At 44.1% G+C, this 14,959-nt stretch carries 12 protein-coding genes and 1 other RNA gene; 4 read left to right on the top strand and 9 right to left on the bottom strand.

The features are described from left to right. Nucleotides 1-78 precede the first annotated feature (78 nt). Nucleotides 79-516 carry a YbaY family lipoprotein gene (locus BSQ33_RS03300; RefSeq protein ID WP_021018890.1) on the top strand — a complete coding sequence of 146 codons (438 nt, stop codon included), beginning with the start codon at nt 79-81 and terminating at the stop codon, nt 514-516. On the opposite strand, the gene BSQ33_RS03295 is transcribed toward BSQ33_RS03300, so the two are convergent. Beyond that, the gene (locus tag BSQ33_RS03295; RefSeq protein WP_021018891.1) at nt 508-837 is read right to left on the bottom strand and encodes an MGMT family protein; all 330 of its coding nucleotides are present in this window, start codon (nt 835-837) and stop codon (nt 508-510) included. The genes BSQ33_RS03300 and BSQ33_RS03295 overlap by 9 nt on opposite strands. 275 nt (nt 838-1,112) lie before the next feature. Between BSQ33_RS03295 and ffs the strand changes: the two genes are divergently transcribed. Beyond that, an RNA gene (gene ffs, locus BSQ33_RS03290) (signal recognition particle sRNA small type) lies at nt 1,113-1,209 on the top strand. A 251-nt stretch (nt 1,210-1,460) separates the two neighbouring features. Here the strand turns inward: ffs and BSQ33_RS03285 are convergent. The 3 genes from BSQ33_RS03285 to BSQ33_RS03275 form a co-directional block, all read right to left on the bottom strand. Then, nucleotides 1,461-2,668, bottom strand: a protein-coding gene (locus BSQ33_RS03285) for an IS3 family transposase (protein WP_198298138.1) whose coding sequence is annotated in 2 segments (ribosomal slippage) — nt 1,461-2,317 and nt 2,317-2,668 — 1,209 coding nt in all. Because the reading frame shifts where the segments join, the coding sequence is not laid out codon by codon here. Between the two features lie 111 nt (nt 2,669-2,779). After that, nucleotides 2,780-3,349: an RNA 2'-phosphotransferase gene (locus BSQ33_RS03280; protein WP_088133251.1), complete on the bottom strand. Its 570-nt coding sequence runs from the start codon at nt 3,347-3,349 to the stop codon at nt 2,780-2,782. Nucleotides 3,350-3,379: 30 nt separating this feature from the next. Further along, a complete protein-coding gene (locus BSQ33_RS03275; protein ID WP_088133250.1) occupies nt 3,380-4,258 on the bottom strand; it encodes a HEPN domain-containing protein in 879 nt (292 codons plus the stop codon). A gap of 687 nt (nt 4,259-4,945) precedes the next feature. Between BSQ33_RS03275 and BSQ33_RS03265 the strand changes: the two genes are divergently transcribed. Continuing rightward, a complete protein-coding gene (locus tag BSQ33_RS03265; RefSeq protein ID WP_088133249.1) occupies nt 4,946-8,572 on the top strand; it encodes a DNA-binding protein in 3,627 nt (1,208 codons plus the stop codon). Between the two features lie 500 nt (nt 8,573-9,072). Here BSQ33_RS03265 and BSQ33_RS03255 read toward each other — a convergent pair whose 3' ends face one another. Both BSQ33_RS03255 and BSQ33_RS03250 read right to left on the bottom strand, forming a co-directional pair. After that, on the bottom strand, nt 9,073-9,966 hold the full coding sequence (locus BSQ33_RS03255) for an alpha/beta hydrolase family protein (RefSeq protein ID WP_021018894.1): 894 nt from the start codon (nt 9,964-9,966) through the stop codon (nt 9,073-9,075). 316 nt (nt 9,967-10,282) lie between these two features. After that, a complete protein-coding gene (locus BSQ33_RS03250; protein ID WP_021018895.1) occupies nt 10,283-11,050 on the bottom strand; it encodes an AraC family transcriptional regulator in 768 nt (255 codons plus the stop codon). Between the two features lie 99 nt (nt 11,051-11,149). Here BSQ33_RS03250 and BSQ33_RS03245 point away from each other — a divergent pair, with 99 nt between their 5' ends. Continuing rightward, nucleotides 11,150-12,313: an MFS transporter gene (locus BSQ33_RS03245; RefSeq protein WP_088133247.1), complete on the top strand. Its 1,164-nt coding sequence runs from the start codon at nt 11,150-11,152 to the stop codon at nt 12,311-12,313. Between the two features lie 88 nt (nt 12,314-12,401). Here the strand turns inward: BSQ33_RS03245 and BSQ33_RS03240 are convergent, their stop codons facing one another. Genes BSQ33_RS03240 through BSQ33_RS03230 form a run of 3 tightly spaced genes read right to left on the bottom strand, consistent with a single transcriptional unit; the run spans nt 12,402 to nt 14,951 of the window. Continuing rightward, the gene (locus tag BSQ33_RS03240; RefSeq protein ID WP_021018897.1) at nt 12,402-13,358 is read right to left on the bottom strand and encodes a LysR substrate-binding domain-containing protein; all 957 of its coding nucleotides are present in this window, start codon (nt 13,356-13,358) and stop codon (nt 12,402-12,404) included. Nucleotides 13,359-13,385: 27 nt separating this feature from the next. Then, nucleotides 13,386-14,309: a malonate decarboxylase subunit epsilon gene (gene mdcH, locus BSQ33_RS03235; protein WP_088133246.1), complete on the bottom strand. Its 924-nt coding sequence runs from the start codon at nt 14,307-14,309 to the stop codon at nt 13,386-13,388. A 15-nt stretch (nt 14,310-14,324) separates the two neighbouring features. Next, the gene (locus BSQ33_RS03230) at nt 14,325-14,951 is read right to left on the bottom strand and encodes a malonate decarboxylase holo-ACP synthase (protein WP_021018899.1); all 627 of its coding nucleotides are present in this window, start codon (nt 14,949-14,951) and stop codon (nt 14,325-14,327) included. Nucleotides 14,952-14,959: the final 8 nt, after the last annotated feature.

Raw genomic sequence — 14,959 nt, 5'->3', positions numbered from 1 at the left:
ATCAAAAATCAAGTTTTGCCCCATTGATATTTATCTCTATAATTATGGGGTCAAAATGGAAGATATATAAAACTTATAATGATGAAACCTAACAATCAATGGTGCCTTTTGTTGTCCCTTCTCTGTGTTTTTCTCAGCAGTGCGGGACAGGCACACTCACAAACTCAAGCCCATGAACCTCGTATTGAACATATGACGGGCACATTACTCGGTGATTATCCATTACCGAAAAATGTGTTCGTGGTGGTGACCCTCAATGATCAAACGCAACATGATCAAGTCATTGCGAAATACCAGTTTCATGGTGATGGTTTAACATTGCCGATTGACTTTCAACTCGCTTATTCCGATTCGAACATCCGACCAAATCATCGCTATTGCATTCAGGCGAAGATTTTTGAACGAGGCAATGTCCGGTATTTCGGTACGGGGATGGCAACAGAGCTTGCGCTTGAACCGTCCGTCTATGATGGTCAGATCCAAATGACAGCGGTGAAAAGTGCATCATCACATTGAACCGGGTTGCCAGCGGTAGCTGCGCAGTGAAATCTTGCCGCGGCTGCTGATTGGTATCCCTTCTGCGACTAATTCAGCGCGTTGTCGTTCGTAATCCGGACCGGACAGTGAAATCTCACCCTTACTATTAATCACCCGAAACCAAGGGAGTGTCGAGCCTTTGGGCAGTTGCCCCAGCGCTTTACCGACATGGCGCGCGTAGCCCGGATAACCTGCCATTTTAGCCACATCACCATAGGTGCTGACTTTACCGGCCGGGATTTGGTGAATCACGGTAAATACCTGAGCGAGAAACTGCTGTTTATCATCGGAGTGAGCCATCATTGAATCCGTCAGAAAAGTCTATGTCATACGTTGATAACTTGAATTGATGCATATCAGTGTATGATCAAAACGCCTGTCTGTCAGGTACTTGATGAGCATCATGCATTGAGCAGAAGCGGCTTTATGGCGTAAAACGAGCAAAGCTGATTAATCCCTGCGCACTCAGTCGGTCTCTGTCCACTTTTATCAGAAAGGGGCTTGCAATGCCGATCTCAATCCTTGATAATCACCTCGCTTTCGATGCTCACCATCAAAGCCCTTATCTATGGAGGCCCTGGTCCTCCCGCAACACTAATTCGTGAACCTGGTCAGGACCGGAAGGTAGCAGCCACAGCGAATGACGTGTGTGCCGGGATGTGGCTGGGGCTTCCACCCAATTGTCTCTTTCCTGAGAAAAATCAATCCCTCACGTTTCATCTATTTATGCTTGCTCAGGTACTAAAATACGCTATTGATCCCAATTAAAAAAAGGCTCTTGGCAGTTTAGATTTCAGGTTCCGGCGCAGTTTCGCGAACTACGGATCATAAATGCGAATACAAACGAAATTTCGGGTTTATTGACAAAAGCTCTGCTAGATTGCTTGCGTTAGATGACCCGTCCTGATATGGGTTGACACATTTTAGTAAAACGCTCGATGTACTTCATCGGGCGTTTTGTATTTTAAAGCTGTGTGTGGCCTATATTGATTATAGATTTTTACCGACTCTGCAACCATCTTTCGTGCTTCTTCTAAATTCGCAGGCTTGTTAAGAAGATATTCATTTTTGAGTATTCCATTGACTCGTTCTGCCAACGCATTCTGGTAACAATCATACCCATCTGTCATTGAGCAACTGACGCCATTCTGTTGGTGAAGCGTTTGATACTCTGCCGAACAATACTGTAACCCTCTATCTGAGTGATGAATGAGTGGTTGGTGAGTTCTTCTACTTTTAAGCGCATGAATAAACGCTTGCTTAACGGATTGAGTTTTCATGTTGTCATCAACGTGATAACCAACGATTTTCCGAGAGTAAGCATCCGTGACTAAACTGAGATAAGTTTCTCCCTCACGAGTCGGTAGATAAGTAATATCTGCAACCCACAACTGCTCGGGACGCTCAGGCGCATAACCCGATTTTATGATGTTAGGGTGACAATGAAATCGATGATGGCTGTTCGTCGTGCGATGGTATGCTTGCCTTGTTGGAACAAGAAGTTGGTTCGCTTTAAGAAGAGCAAACAAGTGGTCTCGGCCGATGATTAAACACTTTTGTGACAAAATATATTTTAGTTTTCTGACACCTATTCTAGGTTGTACCAGACGCTCTTTCTTCACAGCAATGAGCACATGAGTCTCATGGGAGACTCGTTCTTTTTCTGCTTCGCAGCGCTTGTAGTATGCTTGGCGTGAAATCCCGATAAACAAGCAAGCTTTTGTCACGGTTAACTTTGAAAGCGTTTTTTCCTCAATAATTCGGCTTTGCGCTTTTTTGAAAGACGGACTCCGAAGTCTCTGTCCATGACTTTTACAACAGCCTCGAAAAAATCGGCTTTTAGCTGAGTTTCTTCTAATTGTTGTTCAAGCTCTTTAATGCGTTGTTCAGGTGTTTGTGGGGAAGATGACTGAGACATAGCGATACCTTTTCCCTTTAATTCAGAGGCGCCTAAAGACCAATCTAGTTGACCATGCTTACGAAGCCAAACTAAAACAGTCGAGCGACCTTGAATACCATACCGCTCTTGAGCCTGTTGATAAGTCATTTCACCTTTTTCAACTTGCTCAACAACCGCCAATTTAAAGGCAAGGGAATAATCTTGCTGTGTACGTTTACCTATTGATTTCATGACATTCTCCAATTTGTGGCTGGAAAAGTGTCAACCTTAGTTAGGACGGGTCAAGAACATGAAATAGAGATTCACAAACGCATGGGTGCTGTCGTCTACAACAGACAAATTTCAAACTTCGATCAGACATTTGTCGATTATAAACTTCGAAGGCACATAACTCGTTAACCAAACACCATTCTCAGAAATATAGAATTCAAAACCTTGCTCATACATGAGTTGGGATTTTATTTTTAAAATAACAGGTTTACCGTATCGCTGGCCAACAGTGACAGCTGTTTCCTTATCTGCAGATAAATGGACATGCTGGCGTTGCTGTGGTTTTAATCCTTCTTCGAGAATACTATCTAAAAATCGGGTCGCAGTACCATGATATAAAAATTCTGGTGGAACAGAAGGTTGTAGTTGTAAATCGACATGAATCGAATGTCCTTGGTTAGCTCGAATATGCTGACCATCTTCAGAGATAATGAAACGCTTTTTATCATTGGTATCTACAACGTCTTGAATTAAATTTCTGTCAATATCTTCGATTTCATTTGAAGTAGATGCTTTATCAATCAGCTCATCAATATTAGCCCATCCATGTGGGTCGAGCGTTAGGTCAATCGCTTCTGGTTTGTGGCGTAGCACAAAGCTTAAAAATTTACTGATCTGCTTGAGTTGATTTTGGGAAGTCATATATTTTATTTTCTCTATTACATATTCAAGTTAGTTAATTATTCTTTTCAAACAACCCCGTTCCACCAATCCTTTCAACCGCTGCACTTCTGTTTCCAGATATGCCAATTCTTCTTCGGTGATCTCATAATGCTCCGAGTAGCGGGCTTCGATATAGGCGCGTTGCAGGCGGCGGAAGCTGCGGCGGTGGAATTTGTTGTCGAGCGGGAAAATGGTTGCAAATTCAGCATCGATTTGGGCGCATAGTTTCCCCAGCTTTTCGATGTTGTGGGATTTGGGTAAATAATTGGTGCAGGTGAGCAGGGTACAGGCAAACAATTTTTCCGTGACTTGGTGAAGCTGAAATGCCGCAGTCTTCAGATGATGATTCGCAGTCATGAGTTCAAAACACATAAAGAATTCGTTGGCACTCGTAAACCACTGTTCATAATGCTTACGAGCGATCTCCCGTTGCTCTGCTTCGGTTAAATCCCCCGGCTCTGCCAGCGGTTTTGGTGTGGCGGCAAACAGTTCAATCCCTTCTTCGCAGATATCTTTGAAGAAATAATGCCCTTGTTGTAGCCGTTCGTTCACTTCCTGCAAATCATGGACAATCAATCCCAGCGGTGCGGAAGTGACTTTACGGTCGATTTGCTCTTTGGCGCGTTGCCAGACGACATCTTCTTCAACCAGTGCGGCTTTATTCACAATCACCAGAATATCGTAGTCACTGATATAGCCATTGACCGGATCGTTGACCCAAGTGCCTTTGGCGTGGCTGCCGAACAGGATGATTTTCACAATACGAAACTCGCTTTTACTCGCTGTTTTGCCCTGAAGATAGTCTTCCAGCGTATCGCGCAGAATAGTCGATATGGTAGCAAGCTCCTGCTGTTTGGATTCAGGCAAATGGTCGAGAGATGTTTTCATAAAGCAATGTTTGGTCGGTGTGGATTGAATGGCTCATAGGATAAAAGAAGCGAGCGGCAAAAAACACTGTTTGTCATGGTTTTAGTGGTGTTGCCTAGGGAAATGCGACAGGGTTCGGTTTTAGTAGTTTGTCTTGTTGTAGCCTCCGATTCCGAAATATGACGTACTTTAAGGTGTGTGTCCTGATAAGCGCGTAAACAATGAACCTATCTGGTGAACAATAAATTTCTATCGATGATCTATTAACCCACGACCATGATTCGTTTGTTAATTATTCAGATGTACAGCAGATATTCGATGGTCTGGATTGGATTGTACGTCGTAGTCAATCTGGAAATTTTACACCGTCGATGCTAATAACAGGTAAGACTGGGACAGAGGATTATATAGAGTTGCCGGAATCAGGTTTTCAGCTTCCTTTTTCCATAAATAAGATGCAAAAGCCCTCAGTACAAATACTTTCTCGAATTGATCACCGACGGAACTTGAACTTATTGCTTGTCCTTTTTAGTCAAAGTTGTTAGAAATCAATAATCGCTACTGAGTTTTTTTAGACTGTATTTATAATAACAGAGATTGAAAACATAATTGCTTTCCCATTCATTAAGTTCAACCCGCTAGCAGAATTAGTTTTTCCAGAAGCAATATTGCCATTAATTAAAGAAGTTTTAAAAAGTTAAGCATTGTATGACAAAGACCATCATTTCCCTAACTCGTTGGCTTGCCAACAGCATGAATAGTATTGCGTTATGGCTCGAAAGCAAAGATAACTCTGCCAGCAGCCAATCAAAATTCGTAGACCTTGCGCCTACTGATGAAGCAGACAAAGATGGCGTATATTCCGAAGCGATTCTGTTTGCGACAAACAATGAGAAAGTCTCCAATATTGCTCTGACTGGCCCTTATGGTTCAGGTAAGAGCAGCATCATTCAATCCTTCTTGAAAAAGTATCGGCGGCCTGCGCTTCATATTTCTCTCGCTGCGTTTGTTCCTGAAATTGACGTAGATGATGAAGCAGATGAGAGAAAGGTGAGCCGTCAAGAGATTGAAAGAAGCATTCTTCAGCAAATGCTCTATGGTGCAGACGCTAATAAGCTGCCATTATCACGGTTCAAAAGAATTCAGTCGCCCGGCGTTTGGTCGATTTTGAAATCTTTTTATATGATGCTTGGCATTGTCTCGCTTTGGTTTGTATTTCATCAGCGAGAAAAAATTATCAGCGGCACTTTTTTCGAACCTCTGACCCTCAGTAATTGGCTTAATTTAGGGATTTTTGGGTTCGCGGTCATATTCTTTTGGGTGATACTACATCACTTGTATGTTGCCAGTTTTGGCTTATCACTCAAGAGTATTTCGTTGAAAAGCGTAGAGATAAAGCCAGCACATGAGGATCAGACTTCCATACTAAATCGTCACTTAGACGAAATAGTCTATTTCTTCCAGTCAACCGATTACGATCTTGTCATCATTGAGGATTTAGATCGATTTAATAATGCCGATATTTTCGTCACACTGCGTGAAATTAATAGCCTTGTGAACGAGAATGCAGGGGTAAAACGCACCATCCGATTCCTTTATGCTTTGCGCGACGATATGTTTGTCAACACGGATCGCACTAAGTTCTTTGAATTTATTATACCTGTTATACCGATTATCAATACATCGAATTCAATCGATATGGTATTGGCTGAGGGAAACAGGCTTAAACTGGATGGCCGTCTGAATCGGCAGTTCCTGAGAGAGGTTTCACGATACCTGAACGATCTGAGATTGATTCAGAACATCTTTAATGAATATGCCATTTATGTTGCTAATTTAGAAAAAGATGAAGAGAACCTGCTCGACGCTAACAAGCTCCTCGCAATCCTGATCTATAAAAATGTTTACCCAAGAGATTTTGAGCAACTACACCGTGGAGAGGGGATGCTCGCCAATATATTGCACCACAAGAATGAACTGATTGAACAGGGCGAGGCAACGTATAAAGCGGAGATCTCGGAACTTGAAGCGCAGCTTGAAGCCGCTGAGCGGCAGACGCCATCAGACCTGAAAGAATTACGGCAAATTTATGCTATGGCACTGATTGAGAAGCTTCCAGAGGACATTGCCGGTGTTAGTTTAAATCACGGTTACGGTTGGATTCCACTTAAAAATCTTGTTAGCCATGATGAGTTTGAGCAATTGATAGAAGCGTCTCAATTAAACTACTACTACTCAGGCAGAAGAGGTCATTCGAGCCGAGTCAATGTGTCCCAATGGCAAAAAGAGATAGATTCTCAAAAATCCTACCAGCAGCGCAAGGAAGAGCTCGAAAGCAAGACTACTGATAATAAAAACAAGATCTTAAGCCAAATACGAGATCTAAGAGTTAAACTCCCAACACTTCGTACAACAAAGTTGAACGAGTTATTACGAGTGAATACTGACCGCATACGGGATCTTTTTGAGAATTTTGGGGAAAATGGGGATCTTGCCCGTTTTCTGATTCTGGAAGGTTATCTTGACGATAGCTATTACCAATACACATCACTCTTTCACTCAGGTCGTTTATCTCCCAATGACAACAAATTTTTGATCCAGATTCGGGCATTTGTCACGCCTGAACCGAGTTTTCCGCTCGACAATCCCAAAGAGGTCATCGCTGCGATGCGAGATGAGGATTTCCGGCAAAGTTATGTCTTAAACGTCAAACTTGTCGATAATCTTCTGAGTGACCGGACGCTTTACTTTGAGCAAACGAAAAAGCTCTTTAAATTTCTTTCGTCAGAATTCGAAAGCTGTGAAAACTTTTTCGATGCCTATTACAGTAGTGGCCAAAATGTTGCGGGTTTACTTTCGGGGCTGGCTAATAGTTGGGATGATTTTGTTCTAACGGCCATCGCCAATAATATTTCTCACGTTATCCAGATAGTTTCGAACTTACCGGAAAATTTACTCAAAAAGCTTGCAATGGAGTTTGCAGAATTTCCGACGTTTGTTGCGGAAAACCTTCCTGAGATTCTGCTGAATGTACCTGGCCTGGCATCAGAACGACTTGTTTGCCTTGGTTTTGAAGTTAAAGATCTGGCCGCAATAAAAGGACATCATGAAGTCGTAAACGTCATGTTCGAGCGGGGACTTTTCGAACTCACGCTTGCAAATATGGAATACATTTATCAGGCATTTGAGGGAGAGAGCGATTTTGAGCCGCTACATAAGAAGAACTTCACGACCATACGATCGATGCATAGCCCAATTTTATTGCAGAGAGTTGAACGCGATTTTGACCGCTATTTACGTGATATTCTTTTGGTAATTCAAGAGAATTCAGAAGAGGATGCTTCCACTATTCTGGCTGTGATTTGTCACGATGAGCTTGAGCAAGATGATCTGAGAACATTTCTTGAGCGGCAGACAATACAGCTTCCATCTTTAGAGGATGTTCCTGAAAGATTGTATGAAATGCTGTTTAAGCTATGCATGATCGAACCAACTTGGTTGAATTGTCTTGCTTTTATGGAAAGTGAAGGATTTGAGGTGGATATCTTGGTTGGGTATCTGGATCGAGATGATGTTCGTAAAATTATCCTGAAAGAGTCTATACCCAGCGACTCTGATTCACAGAAACTGCGTGTGTTCCTATTTAACGCGGGCTCGCTGTCTGATATCAGCTATAAAGAATATGTGAGCGCTTTACCTGAATTTTTCAAAGAGTTTCCTACAGGTTTTGAGCTATCAAAACTTCGAATTCTTATAGATGAAGGAAAAATTACATTCACTAAGGAGAGTTTGGAAGAGCTCTCTGATAGTAGGGATTTACAGGTACGATTCGTAGTGGCTAATATCAACACATACTTGGCTAATCCAGACAACTTTGAACTCGACGATGACTTCCTGGAAGTGCTTCTTCAATCTGAAATTGATAACGTAGCTAAGCTGGGAGTAATCAAATTGATGGATCTGGATGCGCTCGTGAACCTTCCAGAGCGAGCTGCCCTTGTCGGCCCTATTATTAACAGTACCGATGCCAAGATATCCAACCTTGATGGAAATATTGTTCAATCTCTGGTCATACACTCTCAGCCTATTGGGACTCAAATTTCACTCTTTAACAAATATCACGATTTAATGGATGATGATGATGAAGTACGTCACGTTTTGGCTAATCTTCCTGAACCCTTTTCCGAAATAAAAACGGGGTACAACACGCCGAGACTACAAAACACATCTGAGAATCAGGAATTGGTTAAATGGCTTAATTCAAGAAATATTATTTCGTCATGGAGTGAGAGCTACTTCAAGGATGAAATAAAAGTGAATCTCTATAGGCGCTGAATAATATGTACAGAATAAGAAGACAATACTACACTTCTGCGATCTTGTTCTTTTTCCTATGGACTCGAGTTTTCAAGGATATAGGCTTTAGTAAATCTTATTCGAAGCAGATTAAGGAACTTACCCAGTATATTGATGCCTCTTCCCTAAAAAAGAATAAAAAAATTGCAATTGAAAGGAAGGATACACACAGTTAGATCTCAGTATATTGATTGGATTCCGTTCTTTAAGACAAATTATCGATTTATATTGTCAGCTTCTTTTTTTGCGTATTCATTCGTTGAGTTTTTTAAATTCAAAGGGTTTGTAGTAGTGGATGGTTCATGTGTAAATCTCCCCCTGAACTAGCGGTACACCATTTTAGAGTTCTTCGATTTTCAGCGATCATTTATCAAAAACAGCAGGTACTAAAATCCGATTCATTCAGCACATAAAAAAGTCAGAACATACTTGCTCTGACTTGACAAGAATTGCTGATTTACTATGAATTATATGTATCACTAATAGTAACTACAGTTGTCTCGGTATTCACTGACGCGAAGACTGCTATCAAAATTTTGTCCACATAAAAATTGAGTATAGCGTTCATCTTTATCAATAAAGCGCTTCATCCATGCAACACCATTCCGCCCCAAGATATCTTCGCTAGGGTACCCTGTATTGGCACAAAAATGACTGCCTAACGCAATTTCAAAATATGCTTTTGGGGTGGTTCCCGGGATTTGATTATAAAAGCGAGAAGCGTGTACGCTCACTGGTGCCACAACATCGGCTTGGCATGCAATGATCATCGTTGGTGAAGTAATACTAGAAAAACGACTCAATCCAAGATACCAAGGGGCTTGAGGGATCACTGCATCAATCTTTCTGTCTGTTGCCAGTTTGAGGGAGCCGCCACCGCCCATAGACCAGCCAATGACGCCGACTCGATTTGGATCCACTAATCCATAAATCGGAGAGCTTCGATCGTTACCTTTATCAATGACATAATCGATTGCTGCACTGAGCTGACTTGCTCGACTGTCAGGTTGATCATAAATCGTATTTGTATCGATCGTAATCACCGTAAAGCCCCAAGATGCCAAACGTGGGCCCCACCATTTAATACTACCTTCTAAAGAAACATAGCCCGGAACGACCGCAATGATACCTTGCTGGCCTCCTGATTCCGTCGAGTAATGGATCGTGCCACCACCAAACCCTCTGGCAAGTCTAGAAACGTTGATAGTTTTTACCGAATAAGGTCCTCTACTGGATTCTAACTGATCAACCCGAGGAACTTGGCCCCGTTCAAATCCATTTGAACAGTCCGAACACGGTACCGCAAAACTTGGCAATGAAAAAAATATCGCTATGATTCCCAATGCTAGCTTACATTTTGTTAAAACATTCATAATCACTCCATTGTGTTTTGAGCCTTAACAGCACATTGGCACCACCAATAATGCGTTTGGGTGCATATGTGTTCCATTATAAAAGCTAGGGGAATTGCTCGTTTTTTCAACAATTGAATATTGTATATGTCGTTTATCTATGTTTTATTCGAGGTCTGTATAAAAATAAATGGGTATTATTTATGTTATTTATAAGTAATGGGAATAAAAAGGCTTATAAATGAAACATTTCGCATGCCTATTTTTTTAGGGGATTTCTGATTCGTCAGCCGAATTTCAGTGTGATACCCGACAGTTTTTTTGTCCCAAACAGCGTTTATTTTCGCCTTTCCATATAGGTTTTCGGTGGGCAACCAACCCTATTCTTGAAAAAAGTAGTGAAGGCGCTGTCGCTGGAGAACGCCAATTGAGAGGCCACTTCAGATTGGCTCCACCCAAGAGAGAGCATTTCAATCGCTTTATTCAATCGCCATTGTTGACGCCATTGCTGGTAACTCAAACCCGTTTCGCGTTGAAATATTCGGCTAATCGTTTTTTCGGAAGCGCCTATACGATGTGAAAGTCTGTTCAGCGGTGGGAGCGCTTCTTGAGCAACGAGGTGGCGTAGACGCCGATCAGTGGGCAGTGGGAGTAACGTTACTTCAAGCGGTGCTGATGTGATTTCGTCAAGGCAGACGGCCAGAATATTAGCGTAAGCGCCATCTTGCCAGTTCGTGTTGAATGGTGCTAACGCAATACGTTCCAGAGCCTCACGCAAAAGTGGTGAGGCGGTGAATACGGTAACCTGTTCAGGCATGCCATCATAGTGATTGCAATCTATATAAATGGAACGATAGCCAACGACGTCATTCACTTTAACACGATGTTCTATCTGAGGTGGAATCCAAGCAACCCTTACCGGAGGGAGCAGGCAAAGGCTGTTATCTAGCGTGATCCGCATACTGCCTTGTTTGCAGAATAATAACTGCCCTTTGTCATGATAATGGACGCCAGAGTCGTGCTGTGCCAATTCGGCAGCAATTCCCAATACACGATTGTCTAAGGCATCAGGATTAAAACTATCCTGTGCCTGAAGCCATGCCATATTGTGTCCTATTTTGTAAATTTATTGTCTTTCTTATTGTAATCGTCTCTATGGGTAAGATGCTACCGTATGCATCTTATTTTTGGATCTGGATTTTTTATGAAACGTAGACTGACCCTGACTCTGGCAACGTCATTGATGATGTTTCCCCAAGTGGTTGAAACGATATACAGTCCGGCTTTGACCTATATTGCTGATGGATTCCAAGTTAGCGCGGCAATAGCAGCACAAACACTATCATGTTACTTCTTCGCCTTTGCATTGGGCGTGGTGTTTTGGGGACGTATGTGCGATGTCATTGGGCGGCGTCCTACCATTTTGTTGGGTCTCATACTCTATTTAATCGCTTCAATCGTTGCTTTATTAAGCAGTCGTTTCATCGTGTTGTTAGCCGCACGTATGTTGGCGGCGTTTGGTGCATCTGTTGGATCCGTGGGGACGCAAACTGCGATACGAGATCGCTTTGACGGTCTTGAATTGGCAAAAATTTTTTCGCTCATGGGGATGGCGATGGCCGTTAGTCCTGCTGTGGGGGTCTTAAGTGGTGCATTGCTGACGTATTATTGGGGATATCAAGGCGTATTCGGAGGCTTGGCCGTGTTGGCTGCTGTACTTTTGGGGTATGCGTATTTGAAACTACCGGAAACATGCCCAAAGCAGATATCGGCGAGTTCGTTTGGAGGAACTTTGGTTAAAATGTTGAAGGACGGCGATATTTGGCTCAGCGCATCGCTAGTCGCGTTATTTAACATTTGCATGTTTAGTTACTACCAGCTGGCACCGTTCCTTTTCTCTAAGCTTGACGTTCCGGATGCGTGGTTTGGTTATACCGGTATGATTCTGGCAGCAGGTGTCGGTATCGGTGCGGTGATCAACAAATTTTTGGTTAGCAAACACTGGCAGTTTTCGTCGCAACTCACGTTGGCGTGTATTCTTTCCCTGAGTGGCGGTGTCTTGTTGTTATTGTTTGAGGAGACCGTATGGTTCGTATTGCCGATGATGTTAGTGGTCATGGCGTACGGTATAGCGATACCGAACATACTAGCGCGCGCTCTGCGCAATTATAAAGAGTGTATGGGGACTGCCGGTGCGATCTTGGGCTTGATGTACTACTTGATGGTAGGTGGTGGTTTGGTCTTGGTAGGGTTGTCTCAGCATTTAGGTATAGTCCTGACTTTGTGTAGTCTCTGCATACTATTCTTCGTGTATTTGGTCGTGTACAACGAACGTCGATTACCGTTACCGGAAAGTGAAAAAGCCTGAGCAGGGTTTTGAATGGTTAACGGAACATGATATGCCTTCATTCAGGGATGGTTGACATGAGAACTGCACTAAAGTTGTCAACGCGACTTTAGTGCGCACTGTCTGCCGGATGCGCCGACTTCTGCCAGCGTAGGCTGTACATCCGACACTCGGCAATTAAGGCCCGAATTGCCGGGTTATGTTCGCTGGCGCGGTTCATTAATAGATAGATACCGTGTGATTCGGCGAGCTCTGGAGCCAGCGGGTAAAACTTCAAGCCAATTTGAGCAGACACTTCGCTCATGCGGGTCGGTAATAGCGCGGCATAAGCCCCGGCTTTTAAAGCGAAGCTCAAGCCGAAGATGCTGGAAAACTCAGAGTGAATCTCGACTTTGCCATCCAGTTTGGCGAGCACTCTATCGAAGGCCTCCCGTAGGCCAAAACCTTTGGTGAGGGTCATGTAAGACTGACGACGGAGGTAGTCTGCCTGAATCGGCACCTGCGATGGTTTGGGTTGTTCACTGGTTATGGCGACAGAAAAGCTGATTTGGTCATCGAACAGTTTCATCGCGGTGTAGCTGGTGTTGTGTTCCAGCAGTTGGTCGCCATAAATCATCAGTACATCGAGCTCTGAACGTTTGAGTTTATCAAGCAGCTCGCAGTTCGAGCCGGAATGAAACTCCAGTTGGACATCAGGGCGGCGCTCGCGATAAGCGGTCAACAGATGGGGCACTAAGTCGATGGTCAGTGAATTGACGGAGCCGACGCGTATTTTCTTCGGCGTGATCCCTGCGGCGATCTGGGTGTTGTCAATTGCACGGGAAAGGTCGCTGAGTGTTGTGACACACTGTTGATAGAGGATCTGCGCTGCCTGCAATGGCACGAGGCTGCGGCCACGTTTTTCAAACAGCACACAGCCTAAATCTTCTTCTAATGCATGAATGGCGCGATATACCGAGAGGGTGTTGATATCCATCGTTTCCGCCACTTGGTTCATGTTGGTCTGTTCCATGTAGTTGATGAAAATCTCTAACCGTTTAATCGTGGTCGGTATACGTCTGTTCATAATGTCTCATTGATATCGCTGGATTTTTTAACCATATTGACGCATCAGGGCCACGAGATTATTCAGGTTTTCTGATGCCATCGCTACTGCGATAGTATCCGGCATACTGGCTTTACACAAGTTGGTCAGTACGCTGCCCGGCTTCATCTCAATCGCTAAGGTCACACCGCGTTCTTTGAGCATTGCAACCGTTTCCCACCAGTGCACCTGTCTGGCCATATTATGAGCTAAGTCGTCACGGATACGGTCGGTCGGGTAGAGCACGCGGGCCGCATTGGCACTCACATAGGTAATTTTCGGGCGCGCAAGGTCAATACCATCAAAGGCTTGGTTAAATATTTCAGCCTGAGGCGCAAGCAGCTCACAGTGTGACGGTACATTCACTTTGAGCAGTTTTGCGCTGGTGGCCTGTTTGGCTAACGCGAGTTCGCACACAGCATTGAGCGCCGCGACACTGCCGGAGATGACCACTTGCGATTCGGTGTTGATGTTGGCGATAAACACTGGGTGACCTTGTGCCTGTGCCTGACGCAACAGTGTTTGTAATACCGGTAGACTTAACCCAATCACCGCGGCCATACCGTAATCTTGCGGATAGGCACTTGCCATTAATTCACCGCGGCGTGCCACTAAGTCCAGCCCTTGTTCGAAGGTGAGAATACCGGCGGAGATGGCCGCAGGAAATGCACCAATAGACAGACCCAAAACATAATCGGGTTCAATGCCAAGGTCGCGCAGAATCTGTGAGCAGGCGTAACTGCACACTGTTAATGCGACTTGCGTATTGCGGTTATTCAGCAGTGCCGTTTCGTTATCCAAACTGAGGATATCCTGGGCTAAATGGTCACTGGCTTGTTGTAAGATTTGCTGACCGAGAGGAAATGCATTGAGCTCGGTGAGCATGCCTGCTTTTTGAGTTCCCTGACCGGGATAAGTGAAGAGAGTTGCCATAAAAACGTGCCTTCATTAAGCGTCTGTTTGCCAAGGGTTCGCGCTTAAAAACGGCCCTTGGTTACTTTTGATCATTACGCTGCCAGAGGTTTGCAACCACTCGGATAGTGCAAACGCCCCCAGCGCTGTTTCAATTTGCACATCCGGCCTTTGGGCGAGTGTTGCCAATTGTTGCGCCAGTTCGCTGGCTTGTTGTTTATCCAATGGTGTCGGTGCCAAAATCCGCAGGTCAATATCACTTTGCGGATTGGCGGTATGCATGCCGGTTGCCAGTTCAAAGGCAAGACTGCCGGTGATACCCCATGCGAGTGAATAAGAACGGAAAATATCGTCGATGTCTGCGAGTGTTTGCCAATGAGGCAGGGGATGGTTTTGATACTGCGTGTACCAGCCCTGTTGTTCGACTAATTGCTCCGGTGTGAGATGGCGAACAATTGCTTGCGGAGTCACCAAGCTGGCGTGACGTTGTGAACGGCTGAAACCGCGGATACCGACCGCAATGCGGTCGGCTTGGTATGGGGCTCGTCTCACCACGACTGGCCGTGAAATCAGGTCTGTCAGGTGAAACCACGCGGGTGGTTGTTCATCATCAGATAAGTGGTTCACCCAAAGTAGGTCGTGGGGTTGATAGACGAGTTTCATTATCACCT

This window comes from Vibrio gazogenes, assembly GCF_002196515.1.
Taxonomy (GTDB): Bacteria; Pseudomonadota; Gammaproteobacteria; order Enterobacterales; family Vibrionaceae; genus Vibrio; species Vibrio gazogenes_A.
The sequence above is the reverse complement of the archived record's forward strand: the minus strand, read 5'-3'. Positions and strand labels throughout refer to the sequence as shown.

What these genes read in the sequence shown, in the direction of transcription:
- BSQ33_RS03300 (WP_021018890.1), top strand. Translation starts at nt 79, where the DNA reads ATGATGAAACCTAACAATCAATGGTGCCTTTTGTTGTCCCTTCTCTGT.
- BSQ33_RS03295 (WP_021018891.1), bottom strand. Translation starts at nt 837, where the DNA reads ATGGCTCACTCCGATGATAAACAGCAGTTTCTCGCTCAGGTATTTACC.
- BSQ33_RS03280 (WP_088133251.1), bottom strand. Translation starts at nt 3,349, where the DNA reads ATGACTTCCCAAAATCAACTCAAGCAGATCAGTAAATTTTTAAGCTTT.
- BSQ33_RS03275 (WP_088133250.1), bottom strand. Translation starts at nt 4,258, where the DNA reads ATGAAAACATCTCTCGACCATTTGCCTGAATCCAAACAGCAGGAGCTT.
- BSQ33_RS03265 (WP_088133249.1), top strand. Translation starts at nt 4,946, where the DNA reads ATGACAAAGACCATCATTTCCCTAACTCGTTGGCTTGCCAACAGCATG.
- BSQ33_RS03255 (WP_021018894.1), bottom strand. Translation starts at nt 9,966, where the DNA reads ATGAATGTTTTAACAAAATGTAAGCTAGCATTGGGAATCATAGCGATA.
- BSQ33_RS03250 (WP_021018895.1), bottom strand. Translation starts at nt 11,050, where the DNA reads ATGGCATGGCTTCAGGCACAGGATAGTTTTAATCCTGATGCCTTAGAC.
- BSQ33_RS03245 (WP_088133247.1), top strand. Translation starts at nt 11,150, where the DNA reads ATGAAACGTAGACTGACCCTGACTCTGGCAACGTCATTGATGATGTTT.
- BSQ33_RS03240 (WP_021018897.1), bottom strand. Translation starts at nt 13,358, where the DNA reads ATGAACAGACGTATACCGACCACGATTAAACGGTTAGAGATTTTCATC.
- mdcH (WP_088133246.1), bottom strand. Translation starts at nt 14,309, where the DNA reads ATGGCAACTCTCTTCACTTATCCCGGTCAGGGAACTCAAAAAGCAGGC.
- BSQ33_RS03230 (WP_021018899.1), bottom strand. Translation starts at nt 14,951, where the DNA reads ATGAAACTCGTCTATCAACCCCACGACCTACTTTGGGTGAACCACTTA.